This window comes from Clostridioides sp. LIBA-2809 (assembly GCF_056688965.1).
On the sequence record NZ_CP197004.1, the window covers coordinates 941,306 to 958,084 of the forward strand.

A 16,779-nucleotide genomic window follows, 5' to 3' on the forward strand; every position below is an offset into this window, starting at 1 on the left:
TCCTAAACATATAATTTTTTTATGATTGTATTATATCATAGTTAAGAGTTAAATCTACTTTTTTATAATATGTATAAGATAATATAGAAGCTATTATAGCTATAATAGCTAAGGTAAAATAGCCATATTGAATTGAAATATAATCTGATATTTTACCAACTAGCATTGGAAATATAGACATTCCTATAGCATAAATTGCTTGAAAAAAACCCATTGCAGTAGATTTCTGATGTTTTGGTACGTTTTTCATAGACTCACTAGTAAGGTAAGAAAGAAGTATACCTGTAGATATACCTGGTAGCAATTGTAAGCTAAATACTATGGTAATATTTTTTATTGTTGGAACTAAAAAGCAATAGGCTGAAATTAAAAGAAATACTAAAGGAATCCAAAATTTTGGTCCATATTTGGTGCAAAATTTAGTAGAAGCAAAGCCAGAAGAAGCAACAGCACACAGCATGTAAAATATGGAAGATAAGCCTATAAGGGTAGAGCTAGAGCCTAAATTTTTAAGAATTTGAGTAGTAAACGACATTGTTGTGGACATTTGAATACCTTGTTGAATCAATGCCATAAAAGAAAAAAATATAAGTCTTTTATCCATACATATAGATAAATGGTTTTTAATTGATGTTTTTTTGTGTATATTATTTAAATTATGTTCTTTTATATTTAAAGCTAGAATTGTGCCAATAACTGAAGATAAGACACTCATGATACATAAAGTTGTCATTCCTAACCTTTCATAAAATAAAGTACTCATAACAAATCCAATTAACATTCCTAGATTGTTTACTAATATTATCATACTCGTAGCTTTTTGTTGATGTTCTACAGAAAAAAAGTTGGTGTAATGAACCATGTAAGAAATCCAAGTTGATGATGATATTCCAGATAAAATATTAGCTATAAGAAAACCATTGCCTCCAGGAGAAAAGATTCTTATAAGAGATGCTAAACCAGCAAAAAAAATTCCTGATAATATAAATATTTTGTGTTTATTTATATTATCAGCAAAGACTCCAACAGGAAGTCTTAGCAAACATTGTGAAACTCCATAGGCACCTATTATTATGCCAATCATATTTGTAGATACATTACAGGCACTTAAATATGGATTTTGGAAAGGTATGTATACATATTGCGAAAACCAGAAAAATGCAACAATAGTAAGTAAAAGTAGTTCTTGATTAGATGTTTTTTTCATATTATCCTCCGAATGGTATTTTTATAATGCAAATAATATACCATTTAAAAATTTTAATCAAGTACTTTCTATTGAAAAAAATAAATTAAATATATAATTATTATTTACTAAAAAATTATATTTTATAGTTGAATTAAGAAAACGCTTGTGTTACTATTAAATTAACAAATTTGAATATTATAACAGTAGACGTGTTACTGGTAATGCAGGCAAGATCGAATCAATTTTTATAGATTATCTATAGAGTACTATGGGTATAATCTATTTATTTGGTTCGTTTTTTTTGTTTAAATGGCCATAAAACAAAAAGCCTATAATTGAAAATGGAGGATTTTTTTATGGATTATAAAAATATAGCTCAAGAAATTCTACTAAACGTAGGAGGAAAAGAGAATATAAATGAAGTGACTCATTGTATGACAAGACTCAGATTTAAGGTTAAAAGTTCTTCTAAAGTGAATAAAGATAAGTTATCCAAAACTGAAGGAGTAATAACTGTTGTTGAGAGTATGGGTCAAATACAAGTTGTAATTGGTAATAAAGTAAAAAAAGTGTATGATGAGGTTATAAAAATGGTGCCTCAATCAAATGAAGTAAGTAAAAAAAATGAAAATGAAGAAAAACAAGGTATAATGAATTCTATATTATCCGCAGTAGCTGGTATATTTACACCTACAATACCTGCTATAGCAGGTGTTGGTATGATTAAAGGTATTTTATCAGTTCTTGCCATGTATTATATGAATAAACATGGGGTAGATATAAAAGAAACTCAAAGTTATATCATTTTAAATGCTATGGCTGATTCTATATTCTACTTTATGCCAATTATACTAGGATATACTGCGGCTAAAGTGTTCAATGCAAATAAAATAATATCAATGGTACTAGGAGCCACACTTTGCTATCCAGCTTTTACGACTTTGATGGCAGGTGAAGAGACTGTTAGATTTTTAGGGTTGGTGGTAACCAAAGCTACATATACATCATCTGTTATTCCAATAATTATTGCTATATGGGCTCTTTCATATGTTGAAAAAGTATTAGAAAAGTATATTCCTGAAGTAATAAAAATAATAATGGTTCCTACATTATCATTAGTTATAATGTTACCTGCAACATTATTTTTATTTGGACCAATTGGTATCTATATAGGAAATATCATAAACTTTTCTTACAAGTATATTTATGAACTAAGCCCTGCATTGTGTGGAGCATTTGTAGGAGGATTATGGTGTGTTTTAGTTATATTTGGAGCACATAGAGCACTGTTACCAATAGGTATAAGTGATGTAGCTCAGACAGGAAGACAAAATTTATTGGCATTTGCAGGAGCTGCTAACTTTTCACAAGCAGGAGCTGCTCTAGGGGTATTTTTTAAAACAAAAAACCAAGGTTTAAAAACAATCTCTATGTCTGCAACTATAACAGCTCTATTTGGTATAACTGAACCTGCAATATATGGTGCTAATCTTAGATTGAAAAAACCTATGGTATGTGCTGTAATATGTGGTGCAATTGGAGGTGCCATAATGGGAATGGGTGGAGCTTATGGTAATGCATTTGCAAACCAAGGTGTTTTAACTATACCTGTATATGCTGAGGCAGGGGCACTAGGTTTTTTAAGTTATTTAGGTGGTTGTGCTATAGCGTTTTTTGGTTCAGCTATTTCAACGTATCTAGTAGGGTTTGAAGATTTAGAAGAATCTTCTAAAGAAGAAAATTCAGTTATAAAAGTAGAAACACAAGATGGCGTTATTGATATAACTTCACCTGTTGAGGGAGAATGTATAGAGTTGTCAGAAGTAAAGGATGATGTATTTGCATCAAAAGCTATGGGAGAAGGGATAGCTGTATTACCTAAAAAAGGAGTAATAACAGCACCTACTGACTGTGAAGTAGCCTCTTTATTTCCAACATTACATGCGATAGGATTAAAACTGGATAATGGAGCAGAGATGTTAATACATGTTGGAATTAATACAGTAGAATTAAATGGTAAATATTTTACAAAACACGTTAATCAAGGAGATTTAGTTAAGAAAGGTGATAAACTTATATCCTTCGATATAGATAAAATAAAAAAGGCTGGTTATGATGTAACTACACCAGTTATAGTAAATAATACGTTTGATTTTGGACAAGTAATTTCTTGCAAACCTAGTTATGTTTCAACTAATGATAATATAATTTCATTGGTATTAGCTAATAACTAAGTTAATTTAACTAGAAATAAGTAAAAAATAAATAATCAGGCAAGTATATTCAAAAAGTGAACTTATTGCAATGAATTAATGAAGAAAATAATTAATGTAAAAGGAGAAATATTTATGAATACAGGATTTCCAAAGGACTTTTTATGGGGAGCATCATCTTCTGCATTTCAAGTAGAAGGGGCTTGGAATGAAGACAATAAAGGAAGAACAGTAGCTGACTACAATTCTTTTAAAAAATCTCATTTACAAGCAGATACTAAAATAGCATCGGATTTTTATCATAATTATGAAGAAGATATTGAATTAATGAAAGAGTTAGGTATGAAGACCTATCGTTTTTCAATTTCATGGGCAAGAGTAATTCCAGATGGTGAGGGAGAGATAAATCAAAAAGGTATAGATTTTTATAACAAGATAATAGATAAACTAATAGAATGTGATATTGAGCCATTCGTAACTTTATACCATTTTGACCTTCCATTTGTACTAGTAGAGAAATATAATGGGTGGGAAAGCAGAGAGACTGTCTATGCTTTTGAAAGATTTGCTAAAATATGTTTTAAGTATTTTGGAGATAGAGTAAAGTATTGGCAACCACATAATGAACAGAATCTAATTGTTAGAGTGGAGGAGAGAATTAATATATATGATGAAACAGACTCATGGAAGATAGATAAGATGCGAGCTCAGATGGATTATAATCTTTGTTTAGCACATGCCTTAGCAGTTAATGCATGCCATGAAATGATAGAAGAAAGTAAAATTGGAGCAGCTGTATCATCATCTGTAACATATCCTCTTACATCTAAACCAGAAGATGTGTATGCCGCTAGAATGAATGATAACTTCAAAGTGTACTATATGCTTGATATGCATCATTATGGAGAATATCCAGGGTATTATATGAATTATCTTGAAAAAAGAAATATAATTCCTCATATGGAAGAGGGGGATAAAGAAATACTTAAAAAATCTAAAATGGATTTTATAGCTGTAAATTACTATAGAACAAACTGTGCAGAAGCTTTATATGAGGATTCACAACATCCATTTGGATTAAGAGAAGGAACTGTTGATTTTAGTATGTATGGATTATTTAAAATGTCGATGAATCCTAATCTAAATGCTTCAGAATATGGAGCAGCGATAGACCCATCGGGTCTTAGAGTAGCTCTAAACGAATATTGGCAAAGGTACCACTTACCTGTTATAATAACAGAAAATGGGCTTGGAGCAAAAGATATACTAGAAGAAGGACAAATTCATGATGACTATCGTATAGATTATCTAAGAAGTCATATAAATGCATGTAAATTAGCTATTGAAGATGGTGTAGAGATGATAGGATATTGTCCATGGTCATTTACAGACCTTTTAAGTTCTTCACAAGGTTTCAATAAACGTTATGGACTTGTTTATATAAACAGAACAGACCATGAAGTTTTAGATTTAAAAAGAATAAAGAAAGATAGTTTTTATTGGTATAAAGAAGTTATAGAGAACAATGGAATAACAAAATAAACATAAACATATATTGAGGGTTTTAGTATGTATATTACAAAGGTATTGAACAATTCATTGCTACTTGCAAAGGATGATAATGACGAAGAAATAATATTGATGGGGAAAGGTATTGGTCACAATTATAAGGTTGGGTCTGAGTTAAATAAAGAAGATATAGAAAAAACTTTTGTTCTTCATGATGAAAATATAAAAAAGAGTATCATACAACTTGCATCAGAAATAGATGCAGAATACTTTGGTATAGCTCAAATGATAATCACATATGGAATAGAAAAATATAACTTAAAACTTATGAACCATATATATTTGGCTTTAACTGACCACATAGCCTTTGCAGTGAGACGTTTTAAAGAAGGTATAATGATTGAGAATCACTATTTGTTTGAAATTAAGGAGTTTAACCCAAAAGAATATGATATAGGAAGATATGCGATTACTGCTTTTAAGGAGGTTCTTGGCTTAGAGCTACCAGAAGAGGAAATTGGTAATATAGCAGGTCATTTTATAAATGCACAACAAGATAATCCTTATAGTGATAGAAATAAGAGAAGTACTAAAATTGTAAATGCTATTTTACAAATAGTTCATTATCACTTTTCTATTGTATATAATAAAGAGTCATTTTATTATAGGAGATTTGTAATGCATCTAAAGGCTTTTTCACAAAGATTTCTAGCTAATGAACCATCAAAAGAAAAAATAGATTTTATATATGAGCAAGTTCAAAAAAATTGTAAGGAAGAATATGAATGTGTAAAAAAAATAGGAGCTTATATATATAAGGAGTACTCTAGAGAATTACCAAGACAAGAAGAATTGTATTTGATGATTCATATTCATAAGATTTTAGGAGAATTAGATGAAAATAGTTAGAATATCTTAATATGTTAGTAATTTTATAAAAAACTAAAGATTAACTAAACTTTAAATCTGAATAATAGAATTATTTAAGGGAGTTGTCTCAAGATTGATTTTTTTCTAATCAAATTTTAAGCTCAACTCCCTTTTTGAATTTTTATATCATTATATCTTCGACATTTATACGTCTGTGCTTTATATGTTTATAGTAGATGGATTATTGTGTTTGCTTTGTTCAAACACACTTATAATACGCTTGATTTTTTCAAGATGATGAAATATACTAATGGGTGTTAGAAGTATAAATATGAATTACACTTAAATAAGTGAGTGAAAAATGAGGTATAACTCCTCATATGGATAGATTAATACCATGTTGTGGGGTGCATCCTAAGTGCTATCAAGATGCTACAGTATGGCTAATCCCTAGAGAGATAAAAAAGCCTACCAATAGATGTAGAAAGGGGGATTTATATGAATAAAGTTTTAATTATAGATGATGATAAAGATCTTTGTATTTTGCTAAAAAAGAGTATTTCCATTGAACAGATTGAAGCTAACTATTGTCATTCTGGGAAAGATGGACTTACTGAACTTTCAAAACAAGACTATCAGTTAGTGGTTCTCGATGTGATGATGCCAGGTATGGATGGTTTTGAAACTATGGAACAAATACGAAAATACAGCAGTATTCCCATCTTAATGCTGACATCAAAAAGCGATAATTACAGTAAAGTGCATGGCTTGCGAGCTGGTGCAGATGACTATCTGACCAAGCCATTTGAGATTGCCGAATTTACTGCTCGTGTCCTGTCTTTAATCCGACGCTATACCCGTTTTAATCCAAAGAATGAAGAACCACAGCAACTCTCTTTTAAAGGCTTGTTGATTAATCTTGACCAGCATACAGTAATTACCAATGGAGAACCTATGTTGCTTCCACCGAAGGAGTTTGGTGTACTTCTTTTCTGTGCAAGGCATCAGGGGAAGATTTTGACGAAACAGCAGATTTATGAAGCAGTGTGGGGTGAACCATATGTCTATGATGACAGCAATATCATGGCTATTATAAGTCGTCTGCGAAAAAAAATTGAACTAGACCCGTCATCACCCGTATATTTACAAACAGTAAAAGGTATTGGGTATCAATTCAACATGGAGGTATGAAAATGGATTCGCAAACGATAATTTTCCTATTGCTCTTGTTGTCAATTGGTCTACTTCTACTTTCTATATTCGCTTTTTCCAAGCTTGGGAATATTAGGCGTAGACTAAAAGATATAGAAGAAACACTTGCTGATGTACAAAGTGGAAATGAAAATCGCAAGGTACTAGTTAAGCCACGTGATGTTATGGCTCCATTGGTTTATCAGTTTAATGAGATTGTATACGACTATGAAAATAAGCTGATTTCTCTGAAAAAGGCGGATAAAGCTAGTAAGCAACTCATGACCAGTCTATCTCATGATGTTCGTACACCATTAACAACTTTGATTGGCTATCTGGATGCCGCACACAGTGGCATCGTCATCGGGAATGAACGTGAGGAATATATTGAAATTGCTCGGCGCAGAGCTTACGACCTCAAGGATTATATTGATGTTCTTTTTGACTGGTTCCGGTTGAACTCTGATGAATTTACACTATCAATAGAATCTATGGAAATTGCAGAGCTGTCACGGAATATTCTGAAAGACTGGATTCCCATATTCTATGAAAAGAAACTGGATTTTGAAATTGATATCCCAGAAAAGCAACTCATGGTAAGTCTCGATTCAGATGGATATTCACGTGTGGTCAATAATCTGGTTCAGAATGTTCTTGATCACAGTCAGGCTAGTCAAATCAAGATTACCATGAGTGAGGATTCTAAAATGGTATTATTCTGTGTTGAGGATAATGGTGTTGGGATTGCCAAAGAAAATTTACAACACATTTTTGAGCGGCTATACAAGTGTGACAAGGGTCGTTCAGAAAAAGGCAGTGGTCTTGGCTTATCTATCGTCAGTCAGATGGTGGAGCGAATGAGTGGTAAGATTTCAGTAGAAAGCGAAATTGGAAAGTACACCGTATTTACAGTGAGACTACCATTAATATAACGTTATTTTTCCCCATGTGGCATGTGTCCACATGGGGATTTTTTGTAAGTTCTAAAGTTGCAAGGTTAATACAAGGTTGTTGTAAGGTTAATGCAAGATTGAAGTGGTATGATTACTTTGATAAACAAAGGAGGCTTTTATTATCTATGAATAATTTAATTGTTGAAACAAAAAATCTAACTAAACAGTATGGCACTCAAAAGAGTGTTTCTAATTTGAATATTCACGTTCAGAAAGGTCGCATTTACGGCTTGCTGGGAAGAAACGGTGCTGGTAAAACGACCACTATGAAAATGCTGTTAGGTCTAACAAAACCAACCACTGGCGAAATTAAAATCTTTGGTCAAGATATTCAGAAGAACGAAAAGAAACTTCTTCCTCGAATTGGATGTTTGATTGAATCACCAGGTTTTTATCCTAATCTTACAGGGACAGAAAATCTCAAAATCTTTGCAAGGCTTAGGGGGATACCAAAAAAAAATGCAGTGGAATCAGCACTGGAAGTAGTCGGTTTACCTAACAATGATAAAAAGTTATTTTCTCAATATTCTCTTGGTATGAAACAGAGGCTGGCGATTGCTCTCGCCATTATGCATGACCCAGAACTGCTGATTTTGGATGAGCCTATCAATGGACTTGACCCTATTGGTATTGCAGAAGTAAGAAAGTTTATTCGTGATCTCTGCACAGAACGAGGTAAAACCATTTTGATATCCAGTCACATTCTTTCTGAAATTTCCTTGTTGGCAGATGACATAGGCATTATTGACCATGGTATTTTGTTGGAGGAAGAAAGTATTGCCCAACTGGAAGAAAAAAACAATAAATACATACATTTTGCTGTATCTGATGCAGCACAGGCAGCAAGGCTTTTGGAAATTCAACTTAACATGAAAAATTTCAAAGTAGCAGATAATCACAATATTATGCTTTATGATACAGATGTTTCAGTTGCAGCAATAAATCGTGCTTTTATTCAAAACAACATTGATGTATCTGAATCTCATTTGTGTGAGGATACTCTTGAAGATTACTTTAAAAAAGTAACAGGGGGTGAAGGAATTGCTTGATCTAATTTTATGCGAATTTTCAAAAATCAAGCGATTAAAATTTATATTGACCTCTATTTTAGGTGCTTGCTTATTCCCAATTCCTGCAACTGTCTTGATTGCAAAGGACAACTTGCCATTTGAGCAATTGTTCAAATTAGTTATCAATTTTGGATATTTTTTGTTACTACCAATTGTATTGAGTATTGTTGCCAGTCAGCTATTTTTCACAGAAAGAGATAACGACGTATTAAAAAATCTTGCAACAGTGCCAGTGCCAAGAGGAAAACTGGCTCTGGCAAAATTGGCTGTGCTGATGGTGATATCACTTTGCTACTCTGTTGTCGGGTTAGGTGCTACTATCGTTGGAGGTTTCATTGTTGGAACAGTAGAGGGGATTGCTATAAAATTAGGAATGAGCATTACTTTTGGAGCTATGTTTTTTATTACTGCACTTCCTGTTGTAGTACTCATTGTATATTTTAATCGTAGCTATATTTTTTCCATTATACTTTCTTTTGTATATACTATTTTCAATTTTGGTATATCCTTAAATCTTATTAATTTTGAACCAAATAACCCGCTATTAAGCATATTACCTGCGCCCATTGTTATGCGCTGGTGGATGGCATCTTGGGGAGATCCAACTGGTGAATATACAGCACTTAGACAGCCATATCTACTATCAACCCATGCATGTGTAGGCATTTTATGCTTAATAGCAATTATGGCAACTCTGCTAATCTGTGTGATATATAAGAAGCAAGAGAATTAGGAGGTATCTATGATTGATATAATTACTACGGAATTTCAAAAAATAAAGCGATATAATATTCTATGGGTTGGTGTTGTTGCTGTTCTGTTTTCAGTATTACTGGCGGTTTTTCAAATTGTTAGTTCCAACGGAAGCGACCCTCTAACGTATGAGAGTTTTGCAAATGGGGTTATCTGGAACAATTTCAGCCTTACTTTTCCATTTGGAATTACGCTCATTGGAGGCTATCTTATTAACCGCGAATATACAGACCAAACCTTAAAGAACATCTTGACTGCCCCCGTTTCATTACGCAAATTATTAGTGGGAAAATTAATTATGGCTGGAAGTCTTACTGTATTGCTAAGTCTTTTCAGCTTCTTATGCACAGTTATTTTTGGATTAATATTTTGCAATATAGATATATCCATTACACTTGTCGTAAAATCCTTAGCTCAGATTTTAGTTGTTAATCTGTGTTGTTATATTGCTGTTTTGCCGATTATTGTTTATTTTAGCCGTAAACAAAATGCCTTTATGACAGGCGTAGGGATTGCATTTGTGTATGGATTCTGTGGTGTGTTTGTTGCAGGAAGAAATCTCACAGACTTTTATCCGATTACGGCAGGTCTTGGTCTCATTGGATATGACAATGGTACTAGTACTATTTATCAGCCTCTTATTGGCGTTATAACTTTGGCAGTAATTCTAATTCTGACAGCTATTCTACTTGCATTTACGCCCAATTACGATAAAGTTATGACCGTATCTAAGAAAAAAGGGACAAAACATAAAAAGAATTCTCACAAATAACATAAATGGTATTTCTTTTACTTAAGCTGACAGATGGTGACAAAGAAAAAATCTGTCGTACAGTATATATATCCATGTGTCCAAGAAGCGACAGTTTTGATTTTTCAATCTGTCGTTTCTTTTTGTATTTATTAAATCACGATTATTTTAATACTTGCGATAGGTATAGTAGCAAGAGAGGAGACTGTCATGTGTGTTTATATATTATATTAAGTATATTCTAAAATACATGCTTTAAATAAAATATCTGAAAATAAGAATATTTAAATAAAAAAAAGAATATTATATATAGTTGACAAAAAGTGGAAATTGATATATTATATAAATATAGAAATAGTAATCATTACTATTATTGAAAAGGGAGGAATTAATTATGAACTTAAAAGGAACTAAAACAGAAAAAAATTTAATGGCAGGATTTGCAGGAGAATCAGAAGCAAGAAACAAATATACATACTATGCTTCAAAAGCTAAAAAAGAAGGCTATAATCAAATAGCTGCTATATTTGAGGAAACTGCTAACAATGAAAAAGAACATGCTAAGTTATGGTTTAAACTTTTACACGATGGAATGCCTTCAACAGAGGAAAATTTAAAAGATGCAGCAGCAGGTGAAAACTATGAATGGACTGACATGTATGCAAAATTTGCTAAAGAAGCTAAAGAAGAAGGATTTGATAAGATAGCTTATTTATTTGAAGCTGTTGGAAAAATAGAAAAAGAGCATGAAGAAAGATACTTAAAACTTTTAGAAAACTTAAATGAAGGAAAAATCTTTAAAAGAGAAGAAGAGGTTGTTTGGCAATGTCAAAACTGTGGTCATGTGTATGTAGGTACTGAAGCACCAGAAAAATGCCCAGTATGTGATCATCCAAAGGCATACTTCAATATAAAAGCTGAAAACTATTAAAAATTATTATAATTAAAAAGGAATGTTAACTATGAAATTTTCTAAACAAAGAGAACTGATTTTAAATGAAATATTAAATAATCCGGTTCACCCTACTGCGGATTATCTATATGAAAATTTAAAAAAAGATAATCCAAATTTAAGCTTAGGAACTGTGTATAGAAATTTAGCCCAGCTAACAGAACATGGCTTTATAAGAAAGGTTAGTATTCCAGGAAATCCAGATAGATTTGATGGTAGAATGGATAATCACTATCATATAATATGTGAAGTATGTGGAGAGGTGTACGACTTAGAATCTGAAGTTCTTAATAATTTAAAAGAATCAATAGCAGATGAAACAGACATAAAAATAACATCTTATAACATAAGTTTTAAAGGGATTTGTAATAACTGTGAAAAGTGTAGTCAAGTAGGCTAAGCTTTCAAATTCTAAAAAATAATTAATGAGGTGAGTTTATGTGTAGTGAACAAAAATTTTTTATATGTGAGACTTGTGGAAACCTTATAGGAATGATACAAAATAGTGGTGTACCTGTTTTCTGTTGTGGAAAGCCTATGAAGGAACTTGTTCCTAATACAACAGATGCAGCAGTTGAAAAACATGTACCTGTTATTGAAGTAGAAGGAAATATTGTTACTGTTAAAATAAGTAGTGTTGCTCATCCGATGACTAAAGAGCATCATATAGCATGGGTATATCTTATGACTGAGCAAGGTGGTCAACGTAAATGTCTAGCAGTAGATGGAGAACCTGTAGTTAAATTTGCTTTGAATGATGATGATAAAGTAATTTCTGCATATGCTTACTGTAATTTACATGGATTATGGAAGGCTGAACTGTAATATTTAAATAAAGTGAATTAAAGAGGAGGCTATAAATGTATTTTATACAAATAGCCTCCTATAAATTTATATAAATTCAAGTTTTAATTATATTTAATGTCAATATAACATAAGGAGAAAATAATATGTCAATTTATAAATGTAGTGTTTGTGGATATATTTACGATGAATCTAAAAATGATAAAACATGGGATGAATTAAGTGAAGACTGGGAATGCCCTGTATGTACAAAAGGTCGCAGTTATTTTGGAAAAATAAGTACTGTTTACTATGAGGAAGATGAAAAGGAAGCAGAAGATGAAAGCAATGAGGAAGCTAAAGTAACTAGTGAAAAAGCAGGTGATTTAAATTACCTAAATACATATTTAAGAAGAGATGATGAAGTTGAGAAACATATGGATATAATTCACGAAATGGCTGTTACAGGAAAGTCTATAATAGAACCTATGAGAACTAAACTTCCAGTAATTTCTTGGGATGATATTTTAATTATGGGTGCTCAATTAAATCCATTACCTTTAAATGAACATGATGAAGTAAATACAACAACAATAATAGGAAAAAGAGCAAAAAAACCTATGGTTATAGAAAATCCAGTTTATATTTCTCACATGTCATTTGGAGCTTTATCTAAAGAGTTAAAAATAGCTTTAGCAAAGGGTGCAGCTAAAAATAAGACAGCTATGTGTAGTGGAGAAGGTGGTATACTGCCAGAAGAAAAAGAAGCTTCATACAAGTATATTTTTGAATATGTACCAAACAAGTACAGTGTTACTGAAGAAAACCTTAGAAATTCTGATGCCATAGAGATAAAAATTGGTCAAGGTACAAAACCTGGTATGGGAGGTCATCTTCCTGGTGAAAAAGTTACTGAAGAAATAGCAAAGGTGAGAAATAAGCCTGTAGGTCAAGATGTAATAAGTCCATCTTGTTTTGAAGAAATACAGTCTAAAGAAGATTTAAAGAAACTTGTAGATGAGCTTAGAGAAGTTTCAGAAGGTCGCCCAATTGGTGTTAAAATTTCAGCAGGACATATTGAAAAAGATATGGAATTTATAGCTTATGCTAAGCCTGATTTTGTGACTATTGATGGTCGTGGTGGAGCTACTGGAGCAAGTCCAAAATTGCTTAAAGATGCAACTTCAATCCCAACAATATTTGCTCTTCACCGTGCTAGAAAATATATAGATACACATGAATTAGATATAGACTTAGTTATAACAGGTGGACTTCGTATATCTACTGATTTTGCTAAGGCAATAGCTATGGGAGCTGATGCAATTGCCATTGCAAGTTCTGCTCTTATGGCAGCGGCATGTCAACAGTATCGTATATGTGGTTCTGGTAAGTGCCCTGTGGGGGTAGCTACTCAAGATGAGGGATTAAGAAAAAGATTACATATAGAAAATAGTGCTAACAGAGTGGCAAACTTCTTAAATGTGAGTTTAGAAGAACTTAAGACTTTTGCTAGAGTTTCTGGTCATAAGGATATACATGATTTAAGTATTGATGATTTGTATACAGTTAACTCTGAAATATCAAATTATACAAATATACAACATGTATAGATTTTAAGTTTGGGGCTATTTATTGATAAATATTTGTAAAAATAAATAGTGAAGACAGTTTATGAAAGGAGAATTTTACTTTGTAAAGTTCTCCTTTTATTGTGAAAATTAAAGATATTAAATTGTAAAATATTTTGTAATATCGTACTATTAAACTAAATAATAATTTAAGGAGTGATTATCATGGAAAGGTTAAAGATACAAGTTCTCGCTGATAATAATACATATATTGATAGGTACTTTGTTGGAGAACCAGCAGTAAGCTATTATATTGAAATTGATGGAAATAGGATTTTATTTGATGCGGGATATTCAGATATATTTATATCAAATGCCGAAAAACTAGATATAGATTTAAGCAATTTAACTCATATTGCTTTTTCTCATGGACATAATGACCATACAAAAGGTGTAAAGTATCTGAAAAATAAATATGATTTGTCTAAGGTTGAACTTGTCGCACATCCTAATTGTTTTATAACTAAAAAAGAAGGCGAGGAGAATATAGGTGCTCCGTTTTCTGTTGATGAAATTAAACAAATTTTCATGTATAATCCTCAAGAGAAACCTTTTAATATAAGTGAGAACTGTATATTTTTAGGTGAAATACCTTCTATACATAATTTTGAAAAAAGAGCTAAAATGGGCAAATATAAAGCAGGAGACTTATGGGAAGATGATTATGTTTTAGATGATTCTGCCATAGCTTGTAAAACGGATAAAGGGCTTTTTATTATTACAGGATGTTCTCATAGTGGAATTTGTAATATAGTGGAGTATGCTAAAAAGGTATGTGAAGATGACAGAATTATTGGTATATTAGGTGGTTTTCATCTTTTTGAATTGGATAATAGACTAGATAGCACAATCAAATATTTAGATAAAGAAAGAATAAGAATGTTGTACCCTTGTCATTGTGTTTCTTTTAAGGTAAAAGCTAAGATGAATGAAATACTAAGTGTAAATGAAGTTGGAGTAGGGCTGACTATAAGTGTATAAGTTTTGAGATGATATTTAAAAGGAGTTTAACTTAAAATTTGATTAGAAAAAAATCAATTTTGAGATAACTCCTTTTTATTATATTTATTTTAAAAAAAATTAATGTAGTATTACATGAAATATTATAAAAAAATTATTTTTAACGAGAAAATATTTTCATTAATAAACAATTTTATCATGTATTAATAATGATAGAATAAATAAAGCAAGTTTATTTATTTATACATGCACTGTTAAAAAAATTACATTGATTATTATTAGGCTTAATAATTCCAATAAATATGATACTATAGCAAAATTCATATATTATAAGTATTATTAAATAATTATTTAATAATACTTATTTAATAATAAACAATATTTTGTATAAAATTTAACATTAAGAAAGAAATTTCATAAAAGTAAAAAACAAAATAGATTTAAAAAAAGCTAAAAAATAAAATGAATATGTTTAAAATATTTAATATATAAGGAAAAAGGAGTTAAAAATATAATTTTATTAAAAATAGCTGGTTGAATTTAACAAACAAAAATGTTATTGTTTTATCAAGAAAGTGTTAAAATATAAACTTTCATTATCATTTTTAGGGGAGGATGGTTTCATGCAAAAAAATGTAAAGAAAGCAAAAGTAACTGGCTCTATGCTAGCTATTTTTGGAGTTGCAAGTGTTCTTTTTAGTTCACATGCAGGAGGGGGATTTGCAACTGGCAACCAAGAAACTCAGTATTATGTGCAGTATGGATGGACAGCACCATTCATGGCAGTTTTAGCAATGATTATACTTACTGCTACCATGAGAGAAGTTATTATAATGTATAATAATAATGATTGTAGGAATTATAAGGATTTATTTTGTGAACTTTGGAGTCCATATCCAAAACTTGAAATAATATGGGAAATATATTATTATCTTATGGTTTTAATAGCTGTAAGTGCTGTAATAGCGGGTGCAGCAGCAGTATTCCAAAGTATAGGGGTGAATTACTTTATAGCTGTATTTATTATTGGGATTGTACTTCTTGTATTTACTATATTTGGAGCTATGCTTGTATCTAAAGCTGCTACAGCAATGACCATAGCTATATTAGTATGCACACTTACTATTTTTATAGTAGGTATAAAAGCTAAGGTGCCAGAAATAACTGGAATATTATCAAATAGAACGAGCTTTACACCTGGCTATATTAAGCCAATACTAAATACTTTTATTTATGCAGGATTTCAATCAGTTGTTATACCTACACTTGCAGGATGTTCAAGACCACTTCTTAAGAATTCAAAAGAGGCTACTAAGGCAATGGTAATTTCATTTATTATGAATGCAGTTGCATTAGGGCTTGCTGTAACTATGTTAATGGGTTGGTATAAAGAAATTATTGCTGCTGGGCAAACAACACTTCCTACTCTTTATGTAGCAGGTCAATCTGGAAATCATACTATATATATAATTTATAATGTGGCATTATTCCTTTGTTTGATGTCTACAGGAGTAACTACTATATTTGGTCTTGTAAATAGATTTGAAGACCATAAAGCTCTTTCTTTCCTTTCCTCAAAAATGAAAAGAAGGGTATTTACGGCGTGTGCAATAATGGTAGTGTCAATGCTTATATCACTTACAGGATTAAGTAATATCGTTAAATATGGATATGGATATTGTGGTTATCTTGGTCTATTTACTATAGTAGTTCCTTTCCTTACATTAGGGCATTATAAGAATAAGAAATTTGCAAAGGAACATCCAGAGGCTAAATGGCCAGCCGAATTAAACGAAAATATTGAAAATTTATAAAATGAGTAGTACTTTAAATAAAAGAGATAATTTAATTAATAAGACGAAAATATAGTCAAATAAAAATAGAGTATATTACTATTTAGATATGATAAAATAGGGTTAAAAAATAAATTGATAAATTAAAATTTGGCAGATATAAT

The 16,779-nt window shown here is 31.1% G+C and carries 16 protein-coding genes; 15 read left to right on the top strand and 1 reads right to left on the bottom strand.

Going from position 1 to position 16,779, the window contains the following annotated elements; translation table 11 throughout:
* Positions 1 to 19 precede the first annotated feature (19 nt).
* Positions 20 to 1,207, bottom strand: coding sequence for an MFS transporter (locus ACTG44_RS04655; protein WP_479918257.1), 1,188 nt, complete (start codon positions 1,205 to 1,207; stop codon positions 20 to 22).
* Positions 1,208 to 1,545: 338 nt separating this feature from the next.
* On the opposite strand from ACTG44_RS04655, the gene ACTG44_RS04660 reads away from it, so the two are divergent.
* From ACTG44_RS04660 to ACTG44_RS04730, 15 genes are all read left to right on the top strand, one after another.
* Positions 1,546 to 3,423, top strand: a complete 1,878-nt coding sequence (locus tag ACTG44_RS04660; RefSeq protein WP_021383656.1) for a beta-glucoside-specific PTS transporter subunit IIABC — start codon at positions 1,546 to 1,548, stop codon at positions 3,421 to 3,423.
* A gap of 78 nt (positions 3,424 to 3,501) precedes the next feature.
* Positions 3,502 to 4,944, top strand: a complete 1,443-nt coding sequence (locus ACTG44_RS04665) for a glycoside hydrolase family 1 protein (RefSeq protein WP_479921383.1) — start codon at positions 3,502 to 3,504, stop codon at positions 4,942 to 4,944.
* A gap of 27 nt (positions 4,945 to 4,971) precedes the next feature.
* Positions 4,972 to 5,820, top strand: a complete 849-nt coding sequence (locus ACTG44_RS04670; RefSeq protein ID WP_021383556.1) for a PRD domain-containing protein — start codon at positions 4,972 to 4,974, stop codon at positions 5,818 to 5,820.
* Between the two features lie 341 nt (positions 5,821 to 6,161).
* Positions 6,162 to 6,287 (top strand): hypothetical protein, encoded by a 126-nt coding sequence (locus ACTG44_RS04675; RefSeq protein ID WP_021383660.1) that lies wholly within the window; start codon positions 6,162 to 6,164, stop codon positions 6,285 to 6,287.
* A complete protein-coding gene (locus tag ACTG44_RS04680) occupies positions 6,280 to 6,972 on the top strand; it encodes a response regulator transcription factor (RefSeq protein WP_021383665.1) in 693 nt (230 codons plus the stop codon). The genes ACTG44_RS04675 and ACTG44_RS04680 overlap by 8 nt, the downstream gene beginning before the upstream one ends.
* A gap of 2 nt (positions 6,973 to 6,974) precedes the next feature.
* Complete coding sequence (locus tag ACTG44_RS04685) at positions 6,975 to 7,904, top strand: sensor histidine kinase (protein WP_479921384.1); 930 nt, start codon at positions 6,975 to 6,977, stop codon at positions 7,902 to 7,904.
* Positions 7,905 to 8,050: 146 nt separating this feature from the next.
* Entirely contained in the window at positions 8,051 to 8,974 is a 924-nt protein-coding gene (locus tag ACTG44_RS04690) for an ABC transporter ATP-binding protein (protein ID WP_479921385.1), read from the top strand.
* The gene (locus ACTG44_RS04695; protein WP_479921386.1) at positions 8,958 to 9,728 is read left to right on the top strand and encodes an ABC transporter permease; all 771 of its coding nucleotides are present in this window, start codon (positions 8,958 to 8,960) and stop codon (positions 9,726 to 9,728) included. The genes ACTG44_RS04690 and ACTG44_RS04695 overlap by 17 nt, the downstream gene beginning before the upstream one ends.
* Before the next feature lie 9 nt (positions 9,729 to 9,737).
* Complete coding sequence (locus ACTG44_RS04700) at positions 9,738 to 10,520, top strand: ABC transporter permease (RefSeq protein ID WP_479918261.1); 783 nt, start codon at positions 9,738 to 9,740, stop codon at positions 10,518 to 10,520.
* Between the two features lie 373 nt (positions 10,521 to 10,893).
* On the top strand, positions 10,894 to 11,430 hold the full coding sequence (rbr, locus tag ACTG44_RS04705) for a rubrerythrin (RefSeq protein ID WP_021383568.1): 537 nt from the start codon (positions 10,894 to 10,896) through the stop codon (positions 11,428 to 11,430).
* Between the two features lie 31 nt (positions 11,431 to 11,461).
* A complete protein-coding gene (locus ACTG44_RS04710) occupies positions 11,462 to 11,851 on the top strand; it encodes a Fur family transcriptional regulator (protein WP_021383669.1) in 390 nt (129 codons plus the stop codon).
* A gap of 38 nt (positions 11,852 to 11,889) precedes the next feature.
* The gene (locus ACTG44_RS04715) at positions 11,890 to 12,276 is read left to right on the top strand and encodes a desulfoferrodoxin family protein (RefSeq protein ID WP_021383667.1); all 387 of its coding nucleotides are present in this window, start codon (positions 11,890 to 11,892) and stop codon (positions 12,274 to 12,276) included.
* A 125-nt stretch (positions 12,277 to 12,401) separates the two neighbouring features.
* Positions 12,402 to 13,844 carry a glutamate synthase-related protein gene (locus tag ACTG44_RS04720; RefSeq protein ID WP_021383583.1) on the top strand — a complete coding sequence of 481 codons (1,443 nt, stop codon included), beginning with the start codon at positions 12,402 to 12,404 and terminating at the stop codon, positions 13,842 to 13,844.
* A gap of 183 nt (positions 13,845 to 14,027) precedes the next feature.
* Positions 14,028 to 14,843 (top strand): MBL fold metallo-hydrolase, encoded by an 816-nt coding sequence (locus ACTG44_RS04725; RefSeq protein ID WP_021383566.1) that lies wholly within the window; start codon positions 14,028 to 14,030, stop codon positions 14,841 to 14,843.
* A 602-nt stretch (positions 14,844 to 15,445) separates the two neighbouring features.
* A complete protein-coding gene (locus ACTG44_RS04730) occupies positions 15,446 to 16,636 on the top strand; it encodes a YkvI family membrane protein (RefSeq protein ID WP_479921387.1) in 1,191 nt (396 codons plus the stop codon).
* Positions 16,637 to 16,779: the final 143 nt, after the last annotated feature.

What these genes read in the sequence shown, in the direction of transcription:
- ACTG44_RS04655 (WP_479918257.1), bottom strand. Translation starts at nt 1,207, where the DNA reads ATGAAAAAAACATCTAATCAAGAACTACTTTTACTTACTATTGTTGCA.
- ACTG44_RS04700 (WP_479918261.1), top strand. Translation starts at nt 9,738, where the DNA reads ATGATTGATATAATTACTACGGAATTTCAAAAAATAAAGCGATATAAT.
- ACTG44_RS04690 (WP_479921385.1), top strand. Translation starts at nt 8,051, where the DNA reads ATGAATAATTTAATTGTTGAAACAAAAAATCTAACTAAACAGTATGGC.
- ACTG44_RS04715 (WP_021383667.1), top strand. Translation starts at nt 11,890, where the DNA reads ATGTGTAGTGAACAAAAATTTTTTATATGTGAGACTTGTGGAAACCTT.
- ACTG44_RS04730 (WP_479921387.1), top strand. Translation starts at nt 15,446, where the DNA reads ATGCAAAAAAATGTAAAGAAAGCAAAAGTAACTGGCTCTATGCTAGCT.
- ACTG44_RS04725 (WP_021383566.1), top strand. Translation starts at nt 14,028, where the DNA reads ATGGAAAGGTTAAAGATACAAGTTCTCGCTGATAATAATACATATATT.
- ACTG44_RS04710 (WP_021383669.1), top strand. Translation starts at nt 11,462, where the DNA reads ATGAAATTTTCTAAACAAAGAGAACTGATTTTAAATGAAATATTAAAT.
- ACTG44_RS04680 (WP_021383665.1), top strand. Translation starts at nt 6,280, where the DNA reads ATGAATAAAGTTTTAATTATAGATGATGATAAAGATCTTTGTATTTTG.
- rbr (WP_021383568.1), top strand. Translation starts at nt 10,894, where the DNA reads ATGAACTTAAAAGGAACTAAAACAGAAAAAAATTTAATGGCAGGATTT.
- ACTG44_RS04665 (WP_479921383.1), top strand. Translation starts at nt 3,502, where the DNA reads ATGAAGAAAATAATTAATGTAAAAGGAGAAATATTTATGAATACAGGA.
- ACTG44_RS04670 (WP_021383556.1), top strand. Translation starts at nt 4,972, where the DNA reads ATGTATATTACAAAGGTATTGAACAATTCATTGCTACTTGCAAAGGAT.
- ACTG44_RS04720 (WP_021383583.1), top strand. Translation starts at nt 12,402, where the DNA reads ATGTCAATTTATAAATGTAGTGTTTGTGGATATATTTACGATGAATCT.
- ACTG44_RS04660 (WP_021383656.1), top strand. Translation starts at nt 1,546, where the DNA reads ATGGATTATAAAAATATAGCTCAAGAAATTCTACTAAACGTAGGAGGA.
- ACTG44_RS04675 (WP_021383660.1), top strand. Translation starts at nt 6,162, where the DNA reads ATGGATAGATTAATACCATGTTGTGGGGTGCATCCTAAGTGCTATCAA.
- ACTG44_RS04685 (WP_479921384.1), top strand. Translation starts at nt 6,975, where the DNA reads ATGGATTCGCAAACGATAATTTTCCTATTGCTCTTGTTGTCAATTGGT.